A 15,350-nucleotide genomic window follows, 5' to 3' on the forward strand; every position below is an offset into this window, starting at 1 on the left:
GTGAAACGTCCGTTTGTTAAAGTTATAACAAACGAACGTCTCATTTGGTCTGCTGAATAGAATATTTTTTCTATTTATTTCATTTTCATGTTAAGGATTTGCTGCAATTGTTGCAAGTTTGCCTGAGCTGTTTCATTGCCCATCTTAGCTGCCTGTTCGAAAGCAGCTTTCGCACGTTGGATATCACCGTTCAGGAAATTATATACACCTGTATTGTTTAAGAATTCAGCAGTGGCATGATCTGCTTTTTCCATAAATTTCACTGCTGTATTTAAATCCTTCATAGATAAAGCAACAGCTGCTGCATTCAGGTTGGCAACCGGATCGTTCGGATACATACGTACGGCAATGTCGAATACATTTACGAAATCTTTGCTACCTTTCGGATAACTGTTGGCTATTTGATACATTTCATTCAGACTCAAGTATTTTGGATTCTCACGAATAATGATACGTCCTTGCTCTACATCGAAATTGATAACAGTATAGTCAATCTTGCAATTTACTTTACGTAAACCCGGATAGATTTCTTTCAACATGGTACGATAAGGAACACCGCCACCTACGCGCATAATTTCTTGTTTACGTTTCGCATCATCGGTAGTATTTTTGATGATATTCAGGAAAGTTTCTTTGTCTTTCATAGAAGAAGCCTTAAGAGCTTTCACCAGACCGTCCCAGTTTTCACCACCGAAAGTAACATTATATACGTTGGCAGGAACTTTTTCATTCTTTACCAGATAGTCTTTCAAAGCGACTGCACGTTTCTTGGAAAGTTGTTCATTGAATGCCAAAGGACCTTCTGGGGAGGCGAAACCTTCAATGCTGATTCCGGTTACCGTTAAGTTTTTATCATTCTGAATCTTGTCGAACATAGAATGAATATTCACTAATTCAGAATGATTATTCATGAAATCAGTCAAAATGACGTATTTATTAACAGGGAAATCCAGATGAGCTTCGTATTGTTCGCTACGGGTTTTTACCACTTCCACTGTTGGTTGGATATAGGCAACCAGTGGTGACATGGCACTCAGTCGTTTGGCTTCAGTAGAAACATCATTTGTAATTAGTTCCTGAGCGGTCATTTCTTGGTAGTTGCCACATCCGCATAATGTTTCTACAAGTTGTAAGGAAGCATTTGCCATCCATGGTTGGTAAGGAATAACCTGTGTGTAGTTTAAAGTTTCCCGCTTGTTATAAGGGACAATGATAGCCGTTGGCTCTTGTTTACTCATGGCTAATCCACGAATATATGCTTTTTCACGTCTTTTTCCGTTTATAATAATTTCTTGTAGAGGAACATTGTGTTGTCCGTCTGTCAATAGAGGAACAAGGCTTAGACTTCTTGCGGAACCGACTGTTAGATTTTTCATATCCATTGTCATTCCTACATATAAAGACTCTCCCTGTTGCCATAAAGTCACATCCGAGAGTGTGAGTGCATCATTCATGAATTTTTGTGCATGAGCCGGTGCTATGACGGCTACAAGGGCTATAATGAGATAAATAAGTTTCTTTTTCATCATTGTAAGTATTATAAGTTTTGATTATTTGATGACATAAATAAAGCTTAAACCTATTTTGGTCGGACCAAAATAGTTACGAGTATTATGTCCTAGCTTTTCACCTCCGTCGCCGCGGGCATATTTATCATACTTTACGCGGGCATATCCAACTCCGATGGTCGCTTCCATACTCCAACGTCTACTGATAATCCATTGGTATCCATAAGAAATGCCGGCTCCGTACAAGTTACCGTCATAACGGTCGTGCCCCATTCCGAAAATATTCAGATTACTGACATCCATATCAGCATAGTGACCATGCAGACCGAAGAAACTACCGTTGAAACGTTCACAAAGCCAATAACGCAATTCCGGTTGGACAAGCCAATGTTTGATTTGCCGGTCGTCTCCAAATTTCCATGGATTATAGTTACCCGATACATCAAGAGTCAGTTTTTTGGAGAGTGCGATTTCAATTCCCAAGTTGGGAGTGGAAGTCGCCCAATACAAAGCGTTTGTCTTAATAGCAAATTTGGGTAAATAGGTTTCATTACGTTGTACTTGTGCATGAATGCTTGTACCGAAAGCAAGCAGGAAACCAACTGCTAGTAAAAGTTTAATTGTTCTCATTTTCGTTAGGATATTGGTTTTATTAAAATGATAAGCGATAAACACCTGACCAAGGAACTTTGTTGAGACAACTTGCAAAAAAAATATTCGTGGATAAACTAAGAAAGATGTTTAAGGGCATAAATACTAACAAAATATAATGGAGAAACGTTTATTATAGTAAAACATCAAATATACACAGTTTATGAAAGAGCTTATCAAGAATTTGGAAGAATTGAACAGGAAAGCTGAAAAAGGGGGCGGAGATGCCCGTATTGAGAAACAACATTCGGGGGGGAAACTGACAGCCCGTGAACGTATTGATTTACTATTAGAAAAAGGTTCATTTATCGAATTGGATAAATTGGTGACTCATCGCTGTACCGATTTCGGTATGGAAAAACAGAAATTTGCAGGAGATGGAGTAGTTACCGGTTACGGTATGATTGGAAAACGTTTAGTTTATGTTTTTGCACAGGACTTTACCGTGTTTGGAGGAGCTCTTTCGGAAACACATGCCAAGAAGATATGTAAAGTGATGGATATGGCTATGCAGATGGGAGCACCTATCATCGGATTAAATGATTCAGGAGGTGCCCGTATACAGGAAGGAGTGCGCTCATTAGCAGGATATGCTGAAATATTCCTTCGTAATTCGATGGCTTCGGGTGTTATTCCACAAATCAGTGCGATAATGGGGCCTTGTGCCGGAGGGGCGGTTTACTCACCTGCACTGACCGATTTTATTCTGATGGTAAAGAATTCCGGTTATATGTTTATTACCGGTCCCGATGTCGTGAAAAGTGTGACACAGGAAGAGGTAAGTAAGGATGATCTGGGCGGAGTGGATGTTCACATGACAAAATCGGGTGTTGCCCATCTTTCAGCAGAAAATGATATTGAATGTATTAATTATATCAGGGAATTGATCTCCTATCTTCCGGGAAATAATATGGAAGAACCTCCTTTTGTAGCTACCAGTGATTCGCCTACACGCTTGACACCGGAACTATCTAATCTGATTCCTACTAATCCGAATCAACCTTACAATATAAAGGAGATGATAGAATCTGTAGCGGATGAAAATAGCTTCTTTGAACTTCAATCGGAGTTTGCACCGAATATTGTTACCGGTTACATTCGCCTGAATGGAAAGACGGTGGGAGTTGTAGCTAATCAACCATTGGTATTGGCAGGAACATTGGATATAAATGCTTCCGTCAAAGCTGCCCGTTTTGTCCGTTTCTGTGATGCATTTAATATACCATTACTGACATTGGTCGATGTGCCGGGATTTCTTCCGGGAGTGGATCAGGAATATGGTGGCATTATTCGTAATGGTGCCAAATTGCTTTATGCTTATTGTGAAGCTACAGTTCCTAAAGTTACTGTTATCACACGTAAGGCGTATGGAGGTGCTTATGATGTGATGAGTTCTAAACATATTCGTGGGGATGTGAATCTGGCTTTTCCAACGGCAGAGATAGCTGTAATGGGACCGGATGGTGCTGTAAATATCTTGTTCCGCAAAGAAATAGATAAAGCCCAGTCACCCGAGACAAAACGAAAAGAACTTCAGGAAGAGTATCGCGAGAAATTCGCTAATCCCTATCGGGCGGCAGAATTAGGTTATGTGGATGAAGTGATTGACCCGGCAGTTACCCGTTTGCGGTTGATTCGCAGTTTTGAGATGCTTGCCAACAAGCGTCAGTCCAATCCGCCTAAAAAACATTCGAATATTCCACTTTAAGAGATGAAAGGAGAAAATTATGATTAAGAAAATATTAGTTGCTAACCGGGGTGAAATAGCTTTGCGCATCTTTCGTACGTGTAGAGTGATGAATATTTCAACGGTAGCCGTTTATACTCACGTAGATCGTAGTGCTTTGCATGTTCGATATGCAGAGGAAGCTTATTGTATTTCCGATTCGTTGGAGGATACTTCTTATCTGAAACCGGAATTGATATTGGCTATTGCAAAGAAGACAGGTGCGGCTATTCATCCGGGATATGGTTTCTTGTCGGAGAATGCGGAATTCGCCCGTCGTTGTGAAGAAGAAGGAGTGATCTTTATCGGTCCGAGTGCCGACATCATTTCGAAGATGGGAATTAAGACTGAGGCACGTAAGATTATGCGTGAAGCCGGATTACCGATTGTTCCCGGAACTGAGACTCCCGTACAAGGCATAGAGGAAGTAAAAAGAGTTGCCAAAGAAGTTGGTTATCCTATTATGTTGAAAGCTCTTGCCGGTGGTGGAGGAAAAGGGATGAGACTGGTTCGTTCGGAGGAAGAGGTAGATACAGCCCTTCGTCTTTCGCAATCCGAGGCAGGGACGTCTTTTGGAAATGATGCAGTCTACATCGAAAAATATATCGAAAATCCACATCATATCGAAGTGCAGATAATGGGAGATAAATATGGTAATGTGGTTCATCTTTACGAACGTGAATGTTCCATTCAGCGTCGTAACCAGAAAGTGATTGAAGAATCACCGTCTCCTTTTGTGAAAGAAGAGACGCGGAAAAATATGTTGAAAGTAGCCGTAGAAGCTTGCAAGAAAATAGGGTATTACAGTGCCGGAACCTTGGAGTTTATGATGGATAAGGATCAGAATTTCTACTTCCTTGAAATGAATACCCGGTTGCAAGTGGAACATTTAGTAACCGAAGAATGTACGGGAGTAGATCTGGTACGCGATATGATAATAGTTGCAGCAGGTAATCCGTTACCTTATAAACAGGATGATATTAAATTTAGCGGGGCTGCCATCGAATGTCGTATTTATGCGGAAGATCCGGAGAACAACTTTATGCCTTCGCCTGGAGTGATAACAGTTCGTGAGGCTCCCGAAGGTCGTAATCTCCGTTTGGATAGTGCTGCTTATGCCGGTTTTGAAGTATCTCTGCATTATGACCCGATGATTGCCAAGCTTTGTTGTTGGGGACGTACTCGTGCTTCGGCTATCTCTAACATGGCTCGTGCTTTGCGCGAATATAAAATTCTGGGAATAAAGACTACCATTCCTTTCCATCAACGGGTTCTGAAGAATGCCGCATTTCTGGAAGGAAAGTATGATACCACTTTTATTGATACCCGTTTTGATAAGGAAGACTTGAAGCGGCGCCAGAATACAGATCCTACAGTGGCTGTGATTGCAGCTGCGGTGAGACATTATGAAAGAGAGAAAGAAGCTGCTTCCCGAGCAACAACTCTTCCAGTGGTGGGCGAATCTCTCTGGAAGTATTATGGCAAGTTACAAATGACTGCCAACAATTATTAAATGGAGTAATAAAAAATATTAATATGGGTACAACATTAGCTACATATTATGCCAAACTTCTGGATATGCCTGATACAGAATACAAGGTAGAAATTCTGGAAGATGGACCGATCAAGAAAATTGCGGTCAATGGCAAGGTTTATGAGGTAGATTATAATGTGGGAGGTGACTCCATTCATTCAATTATCATCGATCATCATTCTCATGGAGTACAAATTTCTCCTTCTTCCAATAATTCATATACAATCATGAATAAGGGAGAACTTTACCAAATTGAGTTGCAGGGGGAAATGGAGAAAATACACAACGCACGTGCTGCTTCTGAAGCTGTGGGACGTCAGGTAGTACAAGCACCAATGCCGGGAGTTATCCTGAAGACATACGTTAAGAAAGGAGATGACGTGAAGCGCGGGGACCCGCTTTGTGTATTAGTTGCCATGAAAATGGAAAACGAGATCCGTTCCACGACAGATGGAACGGTAAAAGAGGTATTTGTAGAAAATAATATGAAGGTAGGGTTAAATGACCGTATCATGGTGATTGAATAACTTTTTAGATGATTAGTTTTTAAAAATTAGTTTTCAATAGGAATTTCCGTATGGACAACCGAAATACATTCGGACCATACGGAACTTTTTTTAATAATATGTCTTATAATATCTTTATTATTAAAACTTTTATCTACATTTGACAGTTAAGTATATAAATATCTCACTACCTTATGGATAGTGAACAAACAAAAACAACACTCGAAGAGCAACTAGAGGCACTTAAAGAGGAGAATGCGCAATTGAAAAAACAGCTCTCTTTTTTAAAAGAGCATGCCCCTTTTGATTTTAGAGAGAAATATGCAGTTAAGATATTAGATTCACTACCTGATATGCTGACTGTTTTCAGGCATGATGAAGTTGGCGTGGAAGTGGTGTCGAATGAAGAAACCAATCATGTAGGCGTATCAAATAAGGATTTTGAAGGGATGCGAATGTGTGATATGGTTCCGTTGGAAGCATATCAAAATATACATTCCAATATGCAAAAAGTGATTTCAACTGGAACGGTTTCAACAGCACATCATGAATTAGACATTAATGGCGAACATCATTATTATGAAAATCGTATTTTTCCTTTGGATGAAGAATATGTGCTGATAATGTGCCGGGATATTACTAATCGAATTGTTACTCAACGTCAACTGGAAGTTTTTAAAAGTGTACTTGATAAGGTTAGTGATAGCATTCTTGCCGTCTCAGCGGATGGAACATTAGTCTATGCTAATAAACAATTCATTGAAGAATGCGGTGTAACCCAACAACTGGGTGTACAAAAGATATATGATTTGCCTGTTTCTATGAAAACGCCTGAAGCTTGGCAAGCACGTCTTCAACAAATCCGAGATAATGGTGGTAGTTTCTCTTATTGTGCTGATTACACGCGAAAGGGATATGATAAAAAAGGGGTTCACCAAGTTTCCACATTTTTGACTAAAGAAAATAATAAAGAACTAATCTGGTTCTTTACTCAAGATATTACCGATGTTATCAAAAAAAAGGATGAACTTCGGGAACTCAATGCGCTGCTTGAGGGTGTTTTAAATAATGTCCCCGTTTACCTGTATGTGAAAGATCCGGAAGACGAATTCAGGTATTTATATTGGAATAGAGCGTTTACTGAGCATTCAGGAATACCAGCATATAAAGCTATTGGGCATACGGATGCGGAAGTCTTTCCTGAGAGCGAAGATGCCGAAAAATTTCATAGGGATGATTTGGAAGTACTTCGTACCCATGAGCCTCTTGAAATGCAGGAAAACTATATTTCGGCTAGTGGAGAAACACGTATTGTACAAACTTTAAAAACGCTGGTTCCTATGGAAGGACGTAAACCATTGTTAATTGGTATTTCCTGGGATATTACTAGTCTGAAAAGTATAGAGCAAGAATTGATAACTGCAAGACTTAAAGCAGAGCAGTCTGATAGATTGAAAACAGCTTTCCTTGCTAATATGAGCCATGAGATACGTACTCCTTTGAATGCCATTGTTGGCTTTTCCAAGCTGCTGCCTTTAGCAGAAAGTCCGGAGGAGGAGGAAACTTACTCAGATATCATTAATCAGAACTCTGACATACTTTTGCAATTGATTAATGATATTCTTGATTTATCCAAGATAGAAGCAGAGACATTAGAATATGTCAAGCGTCCAATGAATCTTGGAGAATTGTGTCGTACCATTTATGAAGTCCATAAAGGTCGCGTGCAGGAAGGAGTGACTTTATTCATAGACAATCAAGAAGAAGACCTAATGATTGAGGAGGACCATAATCGGATTATGCAGGTCATAACCAATTTCATTACTAATGCTTGTAAGTTCACTTATTCGGGTGAAATTCGTTACGGTTTTGAAGTGCGGGAAGATCACATTTACTTTTATGTGAAGGATACCGGTATTGGAGTAGCACAGGATAAGATCAACCACATTTTTGATCGCTTTGTCAAATTGAACTCTTTTGCTCAAGGTACAGGATTGGGGCTGGCGATTAGTCGAATAATTATAGAAAAGATTGGTGGCGAAATCGGAGCTATCTCCGACATAGGTAAAGGATCCACTTTCTATTTTACTATACCTTATAAAGATAAAGATCGTGAACAGATAAAAGTCTTTAAAGCTGTAGAAGAAAAGCAAGAAGATAGTTTGGTTAAAAGACCACAGCAGATCAAGAAGATTTTGATTGCTGAGGATGTAGAAAGTAATTACATCTTAGTAAAGAGTCTGATAGGGGAGAATTATACGCTATTATGGGCTAAAGATGGAATGGAAGCTGTGGAGATGTATAAGGAATATCAGCCCGATTTGATTTTAATGGATATCAAGATGCCTCGTATGAATGGATTAGATGCTATTCACATTATACGTACTTATTCAAAGGACATTCCTATTATAGCATTGACAGCTTATGCATTTGAAACGGATAAAGAAAAGGCATTTGAGGCAGGGTGTAATGATTTTGTGACTAAGCCTATTTCGGAAGAAGCTTTAGTTAAAGTGCTGAGAAAATATTCCGGTTTTTCTAATCAAATAGTGTAATTGTATGTCTGTATATATACCTGAAAATGGGAAAAATAATTAGTACTGTTTGTTATTATATATCTAAAATGAAAGAAGTCTAGGAAGTTATATTAAAAGATTATCTATTATTTTTCAATGAATACACACTTTATTTTAAAGTGGCTGTTTTGGGGTGGAATGAACGACTCATTAGGTTTAAACCGAGGAGTCGTTCTGCTTATATAAAATAATGTATCTTTTTAAATCATTAATGGATGAATTCTCCTACCTCATGTAATTTAAAAGAGTGTTGAAAGTTATTCAACACTTTACTTTGGTTTTGTCCTTAATAAATTCCCGAAAAATATCTTTTGTCCTAAAACTTAAAAAATATTATCAGATATTAAAGAATTTCTAATATATTTTCTTTCATTATTAAATAAATTAATAAGTTTGTTGCACAATCAAACAAAAAATACAGTATGGGGACACATGGGGAACAATTAGCGGGTACTAAACTGTACAATATAACTTCTACAAATATTAATCTGTATAACGGGGAAATGAAAGATACAGACGGTAAAGTACTAATAAATGAAAAGATGAAGGACATATATGAGGATATTCTTTATGTTCTTGAAGATAAAAAGGTTTATCTTGACGCTCAGTTAAATCTGACAAAGTTAAGTCAGATTCTATTTACGAATACGACTTACCTTTCAAGAGTTATTAATCTCCTTTTTAAATGTAATCTAAAGACTTTACTTAATAGATATCGCATTAATTATGCCAAAGAACTTTTGAAGAAGGAAGAATGCGATATTCAAAGCTTACCAACTAAATGTGGATTTGTTTCACGAAGCACGTTCTATAGTGCTTTTACTAAGTTTGAACATATCACTCCATCAAACTTTCGATCGCGTATTTTAAGTTTGAGATTACGGAATAAAGAAATTTAAGTTAAATATAAATTTTTATTTTTCAATTAAACTACTTATTTATTATGAAGAAATGGACTTTTTTGGTTGCATCTGCCATGTTAGTGGGTGCGACACCGGTCTTCACCGGATGTATTGACAATGACGAACCGGAGGGTATCAATATCCTTCGAAAAGCAAAGGCTGAACTTATTATAGCAAAGAAGGTTGTAGAAGAAGCTGAATCTTTGCGTGTGAAAGCGGAAGCTACAAAACTGGAGGCAGAAGCTAAAGTACAGGAAGCTGAAGCTGAATTGAGAAAAGCACAAGCTGAGAAGGTAAAAGCGGAAGCTGCTCAGGTTGCTGCTTTAACTGAATCTGAAAAGGCTAAGTATGCAGCTGAAATAGCAGAAATAGAAGCTCGAATCGCTCAATCAAAAGCTGAAACAGAAGTTGCTATTGCTGCGGCTGAATCAGCTAGACAAGCTGCTGAAGACGCTCATCAACAGGCTTTGGCTGAAATGGAAAAGGCAAAAAATACACTGTCTGTAGAGGAACGTGCAACAATAGAGATGTATCAGAAACGTTATGATGCTGCTGCAACAGAATATAATTCTCGTTATATTGCGTATACTGATGCACAACGTGAATATGTAAAAGCTTTGGCTGCTGCAGAAAAGGGACAGAATAATGTTCAGTATACAAGACAGCTGGAAAAGAATGTTATAACTCAACAAGAGAATGTCGAACTTAAGAAGATTGCTTTGGAAGAGGCTGAAGCTAAATTAGAAGAGGTGAAGGCATATGTACCTGGTGCACTTGCTGTAAAACTGACTGAAGCGCAAGATAAATGGAACGATATTCAAGATGAGTTGAATGCTCTAAACGTGAAGATAGCCGAAGAACGCATTAAAAATGATGCAGAATACAAAAAACAGGCTGATTTACAGAAAGCATACAATGATTTGATGACTACAGAGGATGCTAAAATTTATGCAAAACCATTGACTATCGAACTTCCGACAATTGGAATTCCGGGTTATCAGGAAGGTAAATATGAGATTATAGAGGAGAAGGTTTATGGGTTCCATGTTGATAAGGATGGAGAGGCTATAGCTTCTAATAGTCACAATGGATATGTAACTGCAGTAGGACAGGTGAAAAACTTCATTTCAGGTCTTACTAGTAAACAATTGGATAAAGATGACCAGGCGTGGACACAAGCCAGCATTAATGAAATGACTGCTGAACTGAAGGGTTTGCAGGAAGCTTATGATGCTGATTTGAAGACATGGCAAATGGCTGTTGATGGTTATAATAGTGGTAATGGTACTGTATATTCTAAATATGTTGGTTACAATCCACTTATTAACCGTATTAATAACTACAATACGTCAGTTGAGAAACTGGAGCCTTTGAGAGTAGATTGGATAGCTAAAACTGAAGCTAAAGATGCTGCAGAACAAGCTTGGAATGATAAAACAGGTGCTGGTGAACATACTGCATGGTTTATATGGAGAGAGACTAAAAACAAAGCTCAGGAAGAGTATGAAAGTGTAGCCAATAATATGTATAATGGTGCAGAGAAAGATGGTACAGCATGGGCTGCATATAGAGCTACTGCGCAAACATTATATAATGCTGTACATAAAGCTCAGGAAGATATGAGAGTGGCAGAGAATAAAATTTCACTGCTGGAAGAAAAATTAGCACAGAATCCTACGGATGAGGCGTTGAAGGCACAATTAGACGCTGCTAAAAAGGAACTTGGTGCTGATGATACTGAAGGATTGAGAAAGGTCTATGCTGAGGCAAGCAAAAATCGTAATGAAGGTTTAGCTAAGGCTGCCAAGACTCGTGACAATGCGATTGCAATAGCTGAAAGAGAACGTGACCTTGCTCTGGCTCAGGCTTCGAAAGATTATACGAATCATAATATTGATTGGACTGCAACTAATGGGATAGATCCTGCATTTGTAGCTGAATTAAAGAAAAATTATGAAGAGGCAGATGCTGCATGGATAAAGGCAGATGAACTTTATCAACCGGCTAAAGAGGCTGCAATCACACTCCATAATGAAATGTCAGAAGCTTATGTAACTCTTAAAGAGAATGTATTGGATGATTTAAGTGGTACTAGTTTTGTAGGAAGTTCTTACCCAGTAGTTATTGAAAACGGATTAAATATTGGTTATTACAGTTTGTCTTCAATTGTAGATGACCGTGAAGCTCAGACTTTTGATATCAAAGATCTTGTAATTAATAGCAAAAACTTTGTAATTGTAGCTTCACGTGTGCTTTACGGTTTGCCTTCAATGATTGATAAGTCTAATGATCAACAGTATAATAATATAATAAATGGCTTATTGAACGCAGAACGTATCACTCCTCTTGAAAAAGCAGAACTGGATAAGATTATTATAGCAGAACATTATTTGACGGATCGTGAATATGAGGCTCCTACTTGGTATGGATTCTATGGATCTTTCGGTAATAAACTAGCTAAAGAAAGAGATATTGCCTATGCTAAAGCATTTATTAATGAACAGCCAACGATTGATGCCGTTCTTGCAACTCTGAATGAATATTTGACCGATTTGGAAGCACAAAAAGATGCACAAGGTGAGGTCGTATTGGAAGCTTATAACAATTGTGATGAACAAAATGAAGTAGTCAAAGAATTGGAAGCTGCATTCGAACCCGAAAGACGCGAATTGTCTATGAAGAGCAAGTTGCAAGGTAAGCTTGTTGCTTCTATTGAGGGGGCAATGGAAGCAGAAGGAACTTCTGATGAAGCAAAACGTGATGAAGCTGCTATCAAGTCTTTAATTGAAATTTGGACTACTAATGTGAAAGACGCTAAGGATGCCGAGTTCTCTGCAGGTACTCAGTTGCAAATAGCAGAAAAGACACTGGAAGCATGGAACAATGAGTTGATTGATGCAGCAGATGCTAAGAAGGTATTGATGGACAATGCCAAGTATTATCTGGATATAGCTAAAACAACTGTAGACAATACTGCTGCTGAATTGCAAATGATCCTTGAAAGAATCGGTGTATCTACAAAAGAATAATAATAAACTAAGAAGACTAAGATGATTAAGAAACTTTGCACAATCTTATTATCAGCCTTGCTTGCTGCGCCTCTTTGGGCGCAGCCTGCCAAAGGCGATAAGGGTGGTGTAGTGTTTGCTCCCCGTAAAGGTCAATGGCAAATCTCTTTGGTGTTAGGTGGAAGTAACTCTTTTTATAATGAGAATACAGGAAGCTATCTTCTACCTGCCTACAATAATGCTGCCGGAAGCATCGGATTACCCAATGGTGGTACCGGAGGTATTCTGGATAAAGGTAGCACTTCCGGTGATGTTATTGCAAATGGTAATCAATCAGGTTATCTGAATGATTTCTTACAGATTAACGGGTTTAATAATAATAGCTTGGTGAATATAGTTGGCTTGCAAGCCAAATATTTTTTCAATGATTGTTGGGATGTCAATTTCTCTTTGGGGATGAATATCAATGTTACTCCAAAGAAGGATTACATAGAAGGTGACAATAGTGTGACCGATATGGTAATTCCCAACCAGAAATATGTCAATGCGCAAACCACTAATAATTGGTATGCAAATGTTGGCACCGAGCGTTATTTTAAGACAGGCAATCCACGCATCCATCCTTATATAGGGGCTATGGTTGGCTTCCAGATGGCACGTATTGAAACAATGGAGCCTTATACTGGTAAAATTTATATGAGTGAGGACGATGATAGCGAAGACAATGCCGTAGACCAGCAAGTCTATTTGCCTGCAGGTAAAGTAGGTCAGATGTTTGGCATCAAGGGTGCTCTTGTGGGTGGTATTGAATATAGCTTAGCTAACGGATTTGTTATTGGTTTTGAATGTCAACCATTAGCATATCGTTATGATATCATTCAAATTGCCCCCAAAGGATTCGACAAATATAATTTGTCACATCACAATATAAAAATTATTGATATGCCGGTATTGAAGCTCGGTTTCCGGTTTTAATAGAACTGTGCGTTAATAATAACGTAATGTATGTAAATACAGGGAAGGCGGTTTTGCTAACATGATTAGCCGGATCGTCTTCTTTGCTTAAATAAATCCAAAAATGAGAAAATATTTTCTGCTTTTACTTTTACTTGTGTGCAGTTGGGTAATGGAAAGTTGTAGAAAACAACAAATACAGTCACGTTGTATAGTGGAGATGAAAATAGAATATCCCGAATATACTCAGGGTTATCTAAAAAAATTAGACGGTAAGCAATTGGATTCGCTTATAGTGATCAACGGTCATTTAAATTTGGAACGTACAGATACTCTTTTGATGCCTTATGTGGCATTCATTAGCCTCAAGAATCCAACAGATTCTATAGATCGGATTGAAATACCATTCGTGGTAGAAGGTGGAAAAGTTAATATCGAGATTGGGGAGTATATCAATATAAGTGGAACTCCGCTCAATCAACGTCTGCAAGATTACCTGAATGATTTGCAGGCTTTACGTTCTAGTCTTGATGAAAAGACACTCTCAATAAAGGAAACTAACCATATCTTTTCCGAATTCTACAGACAACAGATTCTGAATAATAAAAATAATGTACTTGGACAGTATATTTATAAGAGCTATGGTGTTCATTTGAATGACACAGATCGTGATCTGGTAAAAGCACAGTTGGATAGTTAAAAAACAGTTTACTATGAAATTTAAATCAATTATTACTTTTCTAACACTTGCAGCTGCGTATGTAGGCGTGCAAGCACAAGAAATGAACCCGAATCCATGGTTTATTCAAGGGCAGCTTGGTGCTTCTTATTCTAGCGGTGATGCAAACTTTGGAAAGCTGATCGCACCTTCGGGAGCCATTTCTTTCGGTAAGTACTTCTCACCTGTATGGGGAGCCCGATTTTCTATTAGTGGTTGGCAAGGACGTGTCGGTTCGGAAATAACTAAAAAAGCTCATGGGTTTTACTATGGTGCTGCTACTGTAGACGGATTGATGAACCTTAGTCAGTTAATACGGAAATATCCCGAACGTTTATTCGATGTAAATGTGATTGCCGGTATAGGTTTCAATCGTGCTTTTAGCAGTAGCGTTAGTTCTTTTATGGGACGATTGGGATTACAAGGAAGCTTCCAGATGAATGATGCACTTGATTTTAATATCGAAGTTACCGCCAATGGTGTATCTGATCGCTGGAACGGACGTGATGATCATTCTATTGATACTTACTTTAATCTGGGATTAGGTTTTACCTATAAATTCAGAACAGGATATAAATGTGTTACTTGTATATCGAAAGAATATCCAGAAATGCTTTATACGGAAGAAGAAGTGAATGAAATGATCAATCAACAGCGTGCGAAAACTGTAGAGAAGATTATTCAAAAGACAGATACTGTAGTGATAAATTCTGAAACCGCATCCAGTACAAAAGTGGTAAGAGGTATCAGAAGTCACGTGGGATTTGGACTTGCCAAAACAAATATTGAAGAGAGTCAAGTGTTAAACATACTTGCTATTGTTGATTACATGAAGCAATTTCCCAATGCAAAAGCTACTATTATGGGATATGCCGATAATGGAACTGGAAGCCGGGAAATTAATCTGAGACTTGCCAAGCAACGTGCCGAAGCTGTTGCCAATCAGTTGATCAACAAATACGGCATTAGTAAAGACCGTCTCACCGTATCAAGTATGAAAGATAGAGAACAACCTTTCCAGACTAACGACTGGAACCGGGTTGTGATTATAATTGCTAATTAGTCCATTTTAGTAAAAAGGCTTTTATTGTTTTCAATAAAAAGCTCTCTATTAGGACAAGGTGCCAGGAATCCTTTAGGAATCCTGGCACCTTTCTTTTAGAATATGCCATTCTTATAGGAGTTGGTGAACATAATTCTTAGGATGTTTAAATTTTGTATTAAGAAAAAGTATCTGTATCTTGATTAGATTGTTTATCTTTGTTGT

General features: G+C 38.2%; 11 protein-coding genes. 9 read left to right on the forward strand and 2 right to left on the reverse strand.

Going from position 1 to position 15,350, the window contains the following annotated elements:
- Positions 1-74 precede the first annotated feature (74 nt).
- Both JCM17102_RS06120 and JCM17102_RS06125 read right to left on the reverse strand, forming a co-directional pair.
- Positions 75-1,526, reverse strand: a complete 1,452-nt coding sequence (locus JCM17102_RS06120) for a DUF3868 domain-containing protein (RefSeq protein ID WP_025074420.1) — start codon at positions 1,524-1,526, stop codon at positions 75-77.
- A gap of 24 nt (positions 1,527-1,550) precedes the next feature.
- Entirely contained in the window at positions 1,551-2,138 is a 588-nt protein-coding gene (locus JCM17102_RS06125; protein ID WP_025074421.1) for a DUF3575 domain-containing protein, read from the reverse strand.
- 184 nt (positions 2,139-2,322) lie between these two features.
- On the opposite strand from JCM17102_RS06125, the gene JCM17102_RS06130 reads away from it, so the two are divergent.
- The 9 genes from JCM17102_RS06130 (at position 2,323) to JCM17102_RS06170 (ending at position 15,146) form a co-directional block, all read left to right on the forward strand.
- The gene (locus JCM17102_RS06130; RefSeq protein ID WP_025074422.1) at positions 2,323-3,867 is read left to right on the forward strand and encodes an acyl-CoA carboxylase subunit beta; all 1,545 of its coding nucleotides are present in this window, start codon (positions 2,323-2,325) and stop codon (positions 3,865-3,867) included.
- A gap of 19 nt (positions 3,868-3,886) precedes the next feature.
- Positions 3,887-5,398, forward strand: coding sequence for an acetyl-CoA carboxylase biotin carboxylase subunit (gene accC, locus JCM17102_RS06135; protein WP_025074423.1), 1,512 nt, complete (start codon positions 3,887-3,889; stop codon positions 5,396-5,398).
- A gap of 23 nt (positions 5,399-5,421) precedes the next feature.
- A complete protein-coding gene (locus tag JCM17102_RS06140) occupies positions 5,422-5,946 on the forward strand; it encodes a biotin/lipoyl-containing protein (protein ID WP_025074424.1) in 525 nt (174 codons plus the stop codon).
- Between the two features lie 173 nt (positions 5,947-6,119).
- Positions 6,120-8,480 carry a PAS domain-containing sensor histidine kinase gene (locus JCM17102_RS06145; protein ID WP_025074425.1) on the forward strand — a complete coding sequence of 787 codons (2,361 nt, stop codon included), beginning with the start codon at positions 6,120-6,122 and terminating at the stop codon, positions 8,478-8,480.
- 443 nt (positions 8,481-8,923) lie between these two features.
- Complete coding sequence (locus JCM17102_RS06150) at positions 8,924-9,400, forward strand: helix-turn-helix domain-containing protein (RefSeq protein ID WP_025074426.1); 477 nt, start codon at positions 8,924-8,926, stop codon at positions 9,398-9,400.
- Positions 9,401-9,444: 44 nt separating this feature from the next.
- Positions 9,445-12,432, forward strand: a complete 2,988-nt coding sequence (locus JCM17102_RS06155; RefSeq protein ID WP_025074427.1) for a coiled-coil domain-containing protein — start codon at positions 9,445-9,447, stop codon at positions 12,430-12,432.
- A 21-nt stretch (positions 12,433-12,453) separates the two neighbouring features.
- Positions 12,454-13,386 carry a BT1926 family outer membrane beta-barrel protein gene (locus tag JCM17102_RS06160; RefSeq protein ID WP_025074428.1) on the forward strand — a complete coding sequence of 311 codons (933 nt, stop codon included), beginning with the start codon at positions 12,454-12,456 and terminating at the stop codon, positions 13,384-13,386.
- Positions 13,387-13,489: 103 nt separating this feature from the next.
- A complete protein-coding gene (locus JCM17102_RS06165) occupies positions 13,490-14,065 on the forward strand; it encodes a DUF4369 domain-containing protein (protein WP_025074429.1) in 576 nt (191 codons plus the stop codon).
- Positions 14,066-14,078: 13 nt separating this feature from the next.
- Complete coding sequence (locus tag JCM17102_RS06170; RefSeq protein WP_025074430.1) at positions 14,079-15,146, forward strand: OmpA family protein; 1,068 nt, start codon at positions 14,079-14,081, stop codon at positions 15,144-15,146.
- The last annotated feature ends 204 nt before the right edge of the window (positions 15,147-15,350 follow it).

The sequence above is a fragment of the Bacteroides faecichinchillae JCM 17102 genome (genome assembly GCF_000614145.1).
In the GTDB taxonomy this organism is placed as follows: Bacteria; Bacteroidota; Bacteroidia; order Bacteroidales; family Bacteroidaceae; genus Bacteroides; species Bacteroides faecichinchillae.

Excerpts from the sequence above, each read along its gene's own strand:
- JCM17102_RS06120 (WP_025074420.1), bottom strand. The coding sequence starts at position 1,526 with ATGAAAAAGAAACTTATTTATCTCATTATAGCCCTTGTAGCCGTCATA.
- JCM17102_RS06125 (WP_025074421.1), bottom strand. The coding sequence starts at position 2,138 with ATGAGAACAATTAAACTTTTACTAGCAGTTGGTTTCCTGCTTGCTTTC.
- JCM17102_RS06130 (WP_025074422.1), top strand. The coding sequence starts at position 2,323 with ATGAAAGAGCTTATCAAGAATTTGGAAGAATTGAACAGGAAAGCTGAA.
- accC (WP_025074423.1), top strand. The coding sequence starts at position 3,887 with ATGATTAAGAAAATATTAGTTGCTAACCGGGGTGAAATAGCTTTGCGC.
- JCM17102_RS06140 (WP_025074424.1), top strand. The coding sequence starts at position 5,422 with ATGGGTACAACATTAGCTACATATTATGCCAAACTTCTGGATATGCCT.
- JCM17102_RS06145 (WP_025074425.1), top strand. The coding sequence starts at position 6,120 with ATGGATAGTGAACAAACAAAAACAACACTCGAAGAGCAACTAGAGGCA.
- JCM17102_RS06150 (WP_025074426.1), top strand. The coding sequence starts at position 8,924 with ATGGGGACACATGGGGAACAATTAGCGGGTACTAAACTGTACAATATA.
- JCM17102_RS06155 (WP_025074427.1), top strand. The coding sequence starts at position 9,445 with ATGAAGAAATGGACTTTTTTGGTTGCATCTGCCATGTTAGTGGGTGCG.
- JCM17102_RS06160 (WP_025074428.1), top strand. The coding sequence starts at position 12,454 with ATGATTAAGAAACTTTGCACAATCTTATTATCAGCCTTGCTTGCTGCG.
- JCM17102_RS06165 (WP_025074429.1), top strand. The coding sequence starts at position 13,490 with ATGAGAAAATATTTTCTGCTTTTACTTTTACTTGTGTGCAGTTGGGTA.
- JCM17102_RS06170 (WP_025074430.1), top strand. The coding sequence starts at position 14,079 with ATGAAATTTAAATCAATTATTACTTTTCTAACACTTGCAGCTGCGTAT.